The sequence below is a fragment of the uncultured Microbacterium sp. genome, assembly GCF_900078385.1.
GTDB lineage: Bacteria > Actinomycetota > Actinomycetes > Actinomycetales > Microbacteriaceae > Microbacterium.
The window spans coordinates 161,621-170,542 of record NZ_FLQR01000006.1 but is presented as its reverse complement, the minus strand read 5'-3'; the positions used below and the strand labels follow the sequence as shown (position 1 = coordinate 170,542).

Below are 8,922 nucleotides of genomic sequence, written 5' to 3'. Positions count from 1 at the left end.
GCCCGTTGGTCATCCCGCGATCGCGCACTCGCCCGGGCGGGGTACCCGAGACGATGGCCGCGCTGTTGCAAGAGCGTCGCCGACAGGGACCCCGCCGCGACGAGGGGACCCGCTACCGCGCGCCCGTTCGTCCACTACCGCTTGCCGATACTATCGGCTCGCGTTATCATGGTGGGGTGATCCAGTCTTGCGCGGACGAGGCGACGCGCAAAGTCTGGGCGCGCGAGCATGTCCGGCAATTCGGGCAGGAACTGCAACGCGCGGCACAGAAGAAGCTCCGCCTGCTCAACGCCGCCGAGACGATCAACGACCTGCGCATCCCGCCGGGCAACCGGCTCGAGAAGCTGGCCGGCGACCGCGACGGACAGCACTCGATTCGTATCAACGACCAGTACCGCATCTGCTTCGTCTGGACATCGGCCGGCCCGACCGACGTACAGATCGTCGACTACCACTGAGGAGGGACCACCGATGACGAAAGCACACGACCCGATCACCCCGGGTGAGATTCTCCAGACCGAGTTCCTCGAGCCGCTAGGGATCACGGCCTACCGCCTTGCGCAGGCGACCGGCCTGCCGCAGACCAGGCTCAGCGAGATCATCCGCGGCAAGCGGCGGATCACCACCGATACCGCACTACGGCTTTCTCGTGCGTTCGGCCTCTCGGAGCGCTACTGGCTCAACATCCAGAACGACTTCGACATCGAACTCGAGCACGACGAGCATGACGCGGACCTCGCACGCGTCGAGCGCCTGATCCCGGCCTGACCTCCCGATTCACGCCGGCCTGCGCCGCATAAGGTACGTTCCGATTCGTGAGACGGACCCGCCTGCAGTTGCGTCGGGTCGCAGCAGTCGTGTTGACGTCCGGAGCGCTCACCTGCTCAATCGCGAGCTGCGCTGCACTCGGCGAGCGCTGTTCGGCGGCGATCGTAGACGCAGTGCTTCTCCAAACCGGGACGCACGCCGTGGACCGCCAGCTAGATGTGTCAAGTCAGCCTGCCGTGATCGGAGACCTCGGTGAGGCGCCTGCGCCATCGTGCGCATTCGCCAACGCGGGGTCTGCATCCGCGAGGGCCTACACGGCGGTATGGGTGACGCGCGCGGGCGCATCGCGTGCCGCGCCTAGAACAACGTGACGCCTTCCTCACCCACGCTGATTTCCACCAGCGGCACGGTTGTGAGGCGGGCGACAGCCCTCCGGATGTCGTCCTCCGTGAGGGCGCGCTCAGTCTGGACGTCGATGATCAGTCCGCGTGCTTGGCTCTCAGACCCGACGCTCACGAGGGTGCCTCTGCCGTCGAGTTCCTCATTGAGCTGCGCTGCGATCGCGTCACGTGCAGCCGCGAGTTCGGCGTAGTTGAACGGCGCGTCGCGGATGGTCACGTCGATGTCGGGATGCTCTTCGATGATGCGGGAGATGCTGACCGGCACGGCACCTTTCCAGTACAGGGTGAGGCCCGGTCGATCGGTCTCCACAATCAGAGATCCGAACCCGTTGGGCTGATCGTCGATCGTGGTGACCAGCGCCCCTTCGCCTCCCGCCACCGCCTGCAGCTTCTGAACGAGCGGTTCGAGTTGATCTGTGATGGCGCGCTCCTGCGGGCTGGGGTAGTCCGTCGCGAGGTCGAGGACGGTGGCCGCCGCATACGTGACGCCTCCTCCCGCGAGCACGCCGGAAAGCACCAGCGGCACTGCAACACGTCGCACGCGCGACTTCACTCCTCGTTCACGGACATAGTGAATCGCGGCATCGCGCAGGGCGTGTTGTCTTTCGGACGCCGTCTCGGTCATGATCTGGCTCCTTCCACTATGTTTCGTACGTCACCGTCTGCTTGCATCCGGGCCCGCAACCGCGACAATCGTTTGCGCGCCGCGGACTCGCGGAGCCCCACGACCGACGCCGCTTCGTTGACGGGCAGCCCCTCCAACGCGACGAGGAGAAGAAGCGTGACGTCTTGCGCGGTGAGCGTGGACAGTGCGTGACGTAGGCCGGGGTCAAGCTGCGCGCGCTCAAAATGCTCAGTGGGTTCACGCGGAGACGGCGGGGGCGGTACGCGGGCCAGCACCTTCGCGTACCTCGCCCGCGCGCGGGCAGCGTTCCGGTGAAGATTGGTTGCCGTCACGAGGAGCCACGGCAACAGCGACGCGTCCACGAAGCGCACCTTGTGTCGTTTGCGCCAGGCCTCCAGGAACGTCATCGCCGCCAGATCCTCTGCGTCCGGAGCGTCGCGCGAGAGGCGACGAAGGTGCCTCAACACACGCGCGTAGTGGCGATCCCAGACGCAAGCGAACGCGTCATCGTCGCCACGCTGCACCGCGCGCCACACCTGTTCGTCTGTGTCGTCCTTCACACTCCCTATTGTCCGGCCATCACTCATTCGTGACAGCAACCCGAGTCTGTTCACCGACAGCTCTTCTGCAGTTCGTCCGCCGGGATTCGTTCGTGAGCCGAAGCGGTCACTGCGTCGAGGAAGCGAGTCGATCGCGCAGATCATTCATTAATGCCCGAGCGCTTGGCTCGCATCTCTTCGAGATAAGGGAAAGATCGGTATTCAGAGGGACGGGTATCAACTGCAGGTGCGAGGCTACGGGAATGCGGCCGGCAGCGGCGCCGTCCGGCTCGATGACGTCCGAATGGAGGAGCGGTAAATGTCCAACCTCAAACGAAGCCGCGTCCTCACGACACTCACCGTCCTTGCTCTGTCCGCACTTATGGCGGGCTGCTCGAGCCCTGGTGCTCTGCCGAACAACGCGGGCGCGAAGGAGCTGGGGCAGGCGTTCAGCGTGTGCCCTGGGGGTGCGGGGGAGGGTGCGTCCGCGCTGGAGACGGTGGCCGCGACAACGGAGTGGGTTGCCGTGGCGGCGCTCAACACTGACCAGCGTCCGGCGGAGGGAGAAGACAAGACGACCGACGTGACGGTGAGCACTGTCGACGGCGGGGAGGAGAAGGTGCGGCTCCATTCCTCCTTCTGGCCCGGGATCGAGTGGGCCCTCGCTCACAACGCGACCGTGTGGCTGGCGATGGCCGACCCGGAGCTGTGGATCCCGAACACTGTCGACTACGTCATGATCGTGACCGAGGCCAGGCAGGTCTTCTTCCCGGGCGATTGCCTTGACGAGGTGCTGCGCGTGCCGCTCCGGGAGGCGCTCGGAACCGAGGCCAACGCGGTGCTGGCGGGTCTGCCCGAGGTCGCTCCCGGCGAGACGCGAGCGTATCTGGGGATCGAAGAGCCCGCGGAACCGGAGCCCGACCCCGATCACACGATCCTGAATCCCGACGACGTCGACGCATCGGTCCTGGACCCGCTCACCCCGATCGGTGTGAACATCACCACCACGGGGGCCATCGGAGATGGCATCACGTTCACCATCTGCACTCGCATCTCCGCGGGGTGGAACGACTGCATAGTGGCGGACGAACGCGGTAACCAGGGGTGGAACATCAGTGCGTACGTCGACGACACGGGTGAGCTCGAGTTCTGGTTGCTCGACGCGGACGCGAACGTGTCCAAGCCCCTCGGGAAGCTCGGTCAGGTCTCCACCGGCGGCAAGGGGATACGGGTTCTCGTCGACACGTCAGGCGTCACCGCCGACGGCACGATCCAAAGCCAGGACCTTGTCCAGCTCGTGAAGTAGCCGCACCGGGCGGGCCCGTCACGCTCTATTGGCCCCTTCGAGGGGCTAATCGTCGTTCCTCGCCAGCCCCCTCCTCCTCGATCGGCGGCTCAGCAACACGCGAAGCGCAGTATCCGGCCGTAGATCGCTGCATTTCGTCTCAGGCGGCGTTGGAGAAACCCATTTCATGAGCGCGAATGCCGGAAAGCCTCAAACAGCCGTTGACCTCCCGCGGGATGTGTGCACGCATGTGTGAACCACGCTCGTTCGCCCGCGTGTTTCCGCGGATCCTGGCCCACGCCGTTTGGTCTACGGATCAGAAGGTTGGGAGTTCGAGTCTCTTCGGGCGCACACTGTGTTGAGACAGTGATCGAAAACCGGCGGATTTCCGCGGGTTTTCGTGTTCTCGGGGCTCTCCGCAGCCGCGTCAGTCGGTGGGCCGCCGGCGCAGTCGCTTGATGTCGGTGCGGCGCTGCTTGTCGTTCAGCCGGCGCTCCTTCGCCCCTCGGGTCGGCTTTGTCGGCCGGCGCGCCGGCGCGGGTGGCCGCAGGGCATCCGCCACGACGGCGGCCAGCCGTGCGCGTGCCGCATCACGGTTGCGCAGCTGCGCACGGTGCTCGGATGCCGCGATCGTCAGCACGCCGCCCACCAGTCGGCCGCGCAGCCGCTCGAGGAGCCGCTCGCGCTGATGCGGCGAGAGCACGGTCGACGTGGCGGCATCCCAGCTGAGCTCCACGCGGGAGTCCGCCGTGTTCACGCCCTGCCCGCCCGGTCCGGACGACCGCGAGAAGCGCCACGACAACTCGGACTCGGGAATGGTGACCCCGGCCGTGACCCGCAGACCGGGGCGGTGGGGAGTGGCCATGGATCCATCATCCTCCGCGCGGGGATGCCGCGAGATTAGGCTCGTGCCCATGGCATCCCCGGCACCGACACCTGCGACGCGCTGGGACCGCCTGGCGCCCGACGCCGTGGCGGAGATCTTCGCGGGGACCTCGGCGCGATGGTGGCTCTCCGGCGGGGCGGCGCTCGACCGCTGGCTCGGCGCGCCGATCCGCGAACGCGCCAACACGGACGTCAGCACGACCTCCCGTGATCTGGCTCCGCTGGTCGAGGCACTGCCCGCGGGCTTCAGCGCCTGGGCGCCGCTCGGCGACGACGACCTCGTCCCGTTCGCCGACGCTCCGGCCGACGCCGACCTGCAGCCAGTCCGCATCCACGACGACGAGAAGGGTGCGTGGGTGCTGCAGGTCAACATCGAGGACGGCACCGACCGGGCGTGGCTCTACCGGCGCGACCCGCGGCTGCAGCTGCCGTGGGACCGTGCGGTGCTCGACATCGACGGCATCCCGACCGGCGCACCCGAGGTGCAGCTCGTCTGGAAGGCGCTGCGTCCGCGCCCCGAGGACGAGACCGACAAGGATGCCGTGCTGCCGACCCTGTCGGAGGAGGCGCGGGCGTTCTTCGAGACGGCGCTGCTGCGCATCCATCCGCACTCGACGTGGGCGATCCACGTGCGGAGCCCGCTCACTCCCGCGAAGGCCAGCTGGAACCGCAGGAAGGCCTGAGGCGCGCCCGCGCTACTCGGCCGCCCGGTTCCGGTACCCGGCGTCGGCGACCGCGTCGAAGACGAGGCTACGGAACCACTGCTGGGCGGGCGAGAGCCGCGCCTCGCCGCGCGTGTAGAGGGCGACCGGCGTGCTCTCCCCGGGCCACGGCAGGTCCGCGATCCGCAGCCGGGGGAACCACCCGCAGAACACCTCCGCGACGTGCCGTGGCAGCAGCACGACGAGATCGGTGGCCTCCAGCACCGCGGGCACCGTCGCGTATTCCTCGACGGTCAGCGCCACCTCTCCCATGAGGCCGTGCTCGGTGAGCAAGCGGACCGGGAACACATGCCCGCCGCGCGCCGACACGCGGACGAAGCGTCGTCCGGCGAACATCTCCGGCCCCGTGGGCGGAAGGGGGTGCGCACGCGAGGAGAGTGCGACGTATTCGACCCCGCGCACGCGCGTGCGCCACAGATGCGGAGAGTCCAGCGCGGACACCGTCAGCGCCAGGTCGACGGTCCCGCGGATGAGGCCGTCTTCGACGTCGGTCGAGTCCAGCCGCTCGACCTGCAGATGCGGACGCGACGCCTCGCGCGCGAGCGCCGCCATGATGGGCGGGAGGAACGTCTGCTCGCCGATCGACGTGAGCCCGAGCACGAGCTGGCCGGTGAATCGGGCCGGGTCGAAGGTCTCCGGGACGTGGACCGTCGCGTCGATCTGCGCGATGGCCTCCTGGAGGGGGGCGAAGAGCTGCGTGGCGTGCGCGGTCGGCACCATCACGTGGCCCTCGCGCCGGAAGAGGTCGTCGCCGAACCGCTCCCGGAGTCGCCCGAGCGTGTAGCTCACGGTCGGCTGCGTGACGTGGAGTTCGGCCGCGGCTGCGGTGAGGCTCCGCTGCTCGTAGAGGACGACGAAGGTGCGGAGCTGGTTCAGGTCCACGAGAGACATCCCATCGATCCCATCTATTCGGTATAGCGTCCGAATCTATTGGACCACAGCTCGAACCGCGCCTAGGGTCGTCAGTAGCAGCCGCCCGACGGGGCACGGCAGAGTGACAAGGACGACACGCGTTGATCATCGACATCCACGGCCACTACACGACGGCCCCCGCGCAGCTCGGTGCGTGGCGGGACCTGCAGATCGCCTTCGCCGACGGGCGCGGCGAGTCGCCCGACCCGACTGCGCTGCGCATCAGCGATGACGACATCCGCGAGACGATCGAGGCCAATCAGCTGAAGCTCATGGATGAGCGCGGCAGCGACCTCACCGTGTTCAGCCCGCGCGCCTCCTTCATGGCCCACCACATCGGAGACCTCGGGGTGAGCGAGACGTGGGCGCGCATCTGCAACGACCTGTGCGCGCGGGTGAGCGAGCTCTTCCCGGACCGCTTCCTTCCCGGTGCGATGCTCCCGCAGTCGCCCGGCGTCGATCCGAGGACGACCCTCGCGGAGCTCGACCGCGCGGTCAACGATCTCGGCGTCGTCACCGTCAACCTCAACCCGGACCCCTCCGGCGGTCTGTGGACGGCGCCGCTGCTGACGGACAGGTCGTGGTACCCGCTGTACGAGAAGCTCGTCGAGTACGAGCTGCCGGCCATGATCCACGTCAGCACGTCGTGCAAGCCGCAGTTCCACACGACCGGCGACCACTACCTCGGCGCCGACACGACGGCCTTCATGCAGCTGATGAAGGGTGACCTGTTCCGGGACTTCCCGGATCTGAAGGTCGTGATCCCGCACGGCGGCGGCGCCGTGCCGTACCACTGGGGACGCTTCCGCGGCCTTGCGATGGCGCTCGGCAAGCCCGAGCTCGAAGAGCACCTGTTGGACAACGTGTTCTTCGACACGTGCGTGTACCACCAGCCGGGCATCGACCTGCTGACGACGGTCATCCCGACCGATAACATCCTCTTCGCGAGCGAGATGATCGGCGCCGTCCGCGACATCGACCCGCGCACGGGACACCACTTCGACGACACGAAGCGGTACGTCGACGCCACCCCGAACCTCACCGACGACGATCGCCGGCAGGTGTTCGAGGGCAACGCCCGCCGCGTCTACCCCCGCCTGGACCGCGCCCTCGCCGCGCGCGGCCGCTGAGCCCCACCCGGAGAACGACATGACCCGCCTGAACAACCTCGGCATCGTCCGCACCAACATCGAGCGTCCCGACCCGTCCGACGTGGCCCGCCTGTCCCGGTTCGGCGTCGCGACGATCCACGAGGCGATGGGCCGCGTCGGCCTCCTGCGTCCCTACATCCGTCCCGCCTACAGCGGCGCGAAGCTGTGCGGTCCCGCCGTCACGGTCCTACTGCAGCCCGGCGACAACTGGATGTTCCACGTTGCCGCCGAGCAGGTGCAGGAGGGCGACGTCCTCGTCGCCGGCTGCACGACGGAGAGCGAGGACGGCTTCTTCGGCGAGCTGCTCGCCACGTCGCTCACTGCGCGCGGCTGCAAGGGGCTCGTCATCGACGGCGGCGTCCGCGACGTCGCCGACCTCGAGAAGATGGATTTCCCGGTCTTCTCCCGCGCCATCAACTCCAAGGGCACCATCAAGGCGACGCTCGGCTCTGTGAACGTCCAGGTCGTCGTCGCCAACGCCGTGGTCAACCCCGGCGACGTCGTCGTCGCGGACGTGGACGGCGTCGTCGTCGTCCCGCGTGAGCTCGTCGGCGCGGTGGCGGATGCGTCGCAGAGGCGCGAGGACCTCGAGGAGTCGAAGCGGCAGAAGTTCCGCGACGGCGTCCTGGGCCTCGATCTCTACGGGATGCGCGAGCCGCTCGCGAAGGCCGGCCTCGAGTACGTGGAGGACTGAGCGATGGCGCACGGAGACACCAGCGGCGGCTTCGAGAAGACCCGCGGCTGGCTCGACTGGTACGACGGCCCGGCGACCCCCACGTTCACCCTGCCCGCGGGCGCCGTCGACGCGCACTGCCACGTCTTCGGCCCCGGCGAGCAGTTCCCGTACGCCCCAGGGCGCAAGTACACGCCGTGCGACGCGTCGGCCGACGCGCTGTTCGCGCTCCGCGACCACCTCGGCTTCGACCGCAACGTGATCGTCCAGGCGACCTGCCACGGCGCCGACAACCGTGCTCTCGTCGACGCCCTGCAGCGCAGCGGGGGCCGTGCGCGCGGCGTCGCGACGGTGCGCCGCGACGTCACCGACGAGCAGCTCGCGGAACTGCACGCGGCGGGTGTCCGCGGCGTCCGGTTCAACTTCGTCAAGCGCCTCGTCGACCGCGTGCCGACGGAATCGCTCGGCGAGATCGTCGAGAAGATCGCCCCCCTCGGGTGGCACGTCGTGATCTACTTCGAGGCCGAGGATCTGCCCGGGCTGTACGACTTCTTCTCCGCGATCCCGACCGACGTCGTCGTCGACCACATGGGTCGCCCCGACGTCACGAAGGACCCCGACGGCCCCGAATTCGGGCTGTTCCTCCGCTTCCTGCGGGAGAACCCGAACGTGTGGACCAAGGTGTCCTGCCCCGAGCGTCTCTCCGCCACCGGTCCGCGGGCCCTCGACGGGGAGCAGAATGCCTACACGGACGTCGTTCCGTTCGCCAGACGCGTCGTCGAGGAGTTCCCCGACCGCGTGCTGTGGGGCACCGACTGGCCCCATCCCAACCTGAAGGACCACATGCCCGACGATGGGCTCCTGGTCGATTTCATCCCGCACATCGCCCCCACCGCCGAGCTTCAGCAGAAGCTCCTGGTGGACAATCCGCGCCGTCTCTACTGGCCCGAAGGAAACTGAC

Annotated in this window: 11 protein-coding genes; 7 read left to right on the top strand and 4 right to left on the bottom strand. The window is 68.2% G+C overall.

Translation table 11 applies throughout. The features are described 5' to 3' along the window. Window positions 1-53: 53 nt before the first annotated feature. Window positions 54-458, top strand: coding sequence for a type II toxin-antitoxin system RelE/ParE family toxin (locus tag QZL85_RS05785; protein ID WP_295574784.1), 405 nt, complete (start codon window positions 54-56; stop codon window positions 456-458). A 13-nt stretch (window positions 459-471) separates the two neighbouring features. Then, a complete protein-coding gene (locus QZL85_RS05780; protein ID WP_261606898.1) occupies window positions 472-768 on the top strand; it encodes a HigA family addiction module antitoxin in 297 nt (98 codons plus the stop codon). Between the two features lie 357 nt (window positions 769-1,125). Here QZL85_RS05780 and QZL85_RS05775 read toward each other — a convergent pair whose 3' ends face one another. Beyond that, a complete protein-coding gene (locus QZL85_RS05775) occupies window positions 1,126-1,794 on the bottom strand; it encodes a hypothetical protein (RefSeq protein ID WP_295574782.1) in 669 nt (222 codons plus the stop codon). Next, window positions 1,791-2,354 (bottom strand): RNA polymerase sigma factor, encoded by a 564-nt coding sequence (locus QZL85_RS05770; RefSeq protein ID WP_295574780.1) that lies wholly within the window; start codon window positions 2,352-2,354, stop codon window positions 1,791-1,793. Before QZL85_RS05770 ends, QZL85_RS05775 begins: the two co-directional genes overlap by 4 nt. A 298-nt stretch (window positions 2,355-2,652) precedes the next feature. On the opposite strand from QZL85_RS05770, the gene QZL85_RS05765 reads away from it, so the two are divergent. Beyond that, a complete protein-coding gene (locus QZL85_RS05765) occupies window positions 2,653-3,639 on the top strand; it encodes a hypothetical protein (RefSeq protein ID WP_295574777.1) in 987 nt (328 codons plus the stop codon). Window positions 3,640-4,045: 406 nt separating this feature from the next. Here QZL85_RS05765 and arfB read toward each other — a convergent pair whose 3' ends face one another. Next, a complete protein-coding gene (arfB, locus tag QZL85_RS05760) occupies window positions 4,046-4,483 on the bottom strand; it encodes an alternative ribosome rescue aminoacyl-tRNA hydrolase ArfB (protein WP_295574775.1) in 438 nt (145 codons plus the stop codon). A 49-nt stretch (window positions 4,484-4,532) separates the two neighbouring features. Here arfB and QZL85_RS05755 point away from each other — a divergent pair, with 49 nt between their 5' ends. Further along, the gene (locus tag QZL85_RS05755; protein ID WP_295574773.1) at window positions 4,533-5,186 is read left to right on the top strand and encodes a hypothetical protein; all 654 of its coding nucleotides are present in this window, start codon (window positions 4,533-4,535) and stop codon (window positions 5,184-5,186) included. A gap of 12 nt (window positions 5,187-5,198) precedes the next feature. On the opposite strand, the gene QZL85_RS05750 is transcribed toward QZL85_RS05755, so the two are convergent. Beyond that, window positions 5,199-6,116 (bottom strand): LysR family transcriptional regulator, encoded by a 918-nt coding sequence (locus QZL85_RS05750; protein ID WP_295574771.1) that lies wholly within the window; start codon window positions 6,114-6,116, stop codon window positions 5,199-5,201. A gap of 122 nt (window positions 6,117-6,238) precedes the next feature. Here QZL85_RS05750 and QZL85_RS05745 point away from each other — a divergent pair, with 122 nt between their 5' ends. Genes QZL85_RS05745 through QZL85_RS05735 form a run of 3 tightly spaced genes read left to right on the top strand, consistent with a single transcriptional unit; the run spans window position 6,239 to window position 8,921 of the window. Further along, entirely contained in the window at window positions 6,239-7,267 is a 1,029-nt protein-coding gene (locus QZL85_RS05745; RefSeq protein ID WP_295574768.1) for an amidohydrolase family protein, read from the top strand. Window positions 7,268-7,286: 19 nt separating this feature from the next. Next, the gene (gene ligK, locus QZL85_RS05740) at window positions 7,287-7,982 is read left to right on the top strand and encodes a 4-carboxy-4-hydroxy-2-oxoadipate aldolase/oxaloacetate decarboxylase (protein WP_295574766.1); all 696 of its coding nucleotides are present in this window, start codon (window positions 7,287-7,289) and stop codon (window positions 7,980-7,982) included. A 3-nt stretch (window positions 7,983-7,985) separates the two neighbouring features. Next, complete coding sequence (locus QZL85_RS05735; protein WP_295574764.1) at window positions 7,986-8,921, top strand: amidohydrolase family protein; 936 nt, start codon at window positions 7,986-7,988, stop codon at window positions 8,919-8,921. Window position 8,922 lies beyond the last annotated feature (1 nt).

What these genes read in the sequence shown, in the direction of transcription:
- QZL85_RS05735 (WP_295574764.1), top strand. Translation starts at nt 7,986, where the DNA reads ATGGCGCACGGAGACACCAGCGGCGGCTTCGAGAAGACCCGCGGCTGG.
- QZL85_RS05765 (WP_295574777.1), top strand. Translation starts at nt 2,653, where the DNA reads ATGTCCAACCTCAAACGAAGCCGCGTCCTCACGACACTCACCGTCCTT.
- ligK (WP_295574766.1), top strand. Translation starts at nt 7,287, where the DNA reads ATGACCCGCCTGAACAACCTCGGCATCGTCCGCACCAACATCGAGCGT.
- QZL85_RS05750 (WP_295574771.1), bottom strand. Translation starts at nt 6,116, where the DNA reads ATGTCTCTCGTGGACCTGAACCAGCTCCGCACCTTCGTCGTCCTCTAC.
- arfB (WP_295574775.1), bottom strand. Translation starts at nt 4,483, where the DNA reads ATGGCCACTCCCCACCGCCCCGGTCTGCGGGTCACGGCCGGGGTCACC.
- QZL85_RS05755 (WP_295574773.1), top strand. Translation starts at nt 4,533, where the DNA reads ATGGCATCCCCGGCACCGACACCTGCGACGCGCTGGGACCGCCTGGCG.
- QZL85_RS05780 (WP_261606898.1), top strand. Translation starts at nt 472, where the DNA reads ATGACGAAAGCACACGACCCGATCACCCCGGGTGAGATTCTCCAGACC.
- QZL85_RS05785 (WP_295574784.1), top strand. Translation starts at nt 54, where the DNA reads ATGGCCGCGCTGTTGCAAGAGCGTCGCCGACAGGGACCCCGCCGCGAC.
- QZL85_RS05775 (WP_295574782.1), bottom strand. Translation starts at nt 1,794, where the DNA reads ATGACCGAGACGGCGTCCGAAAGACAACACGCCCTGCGCGATGCCGCG.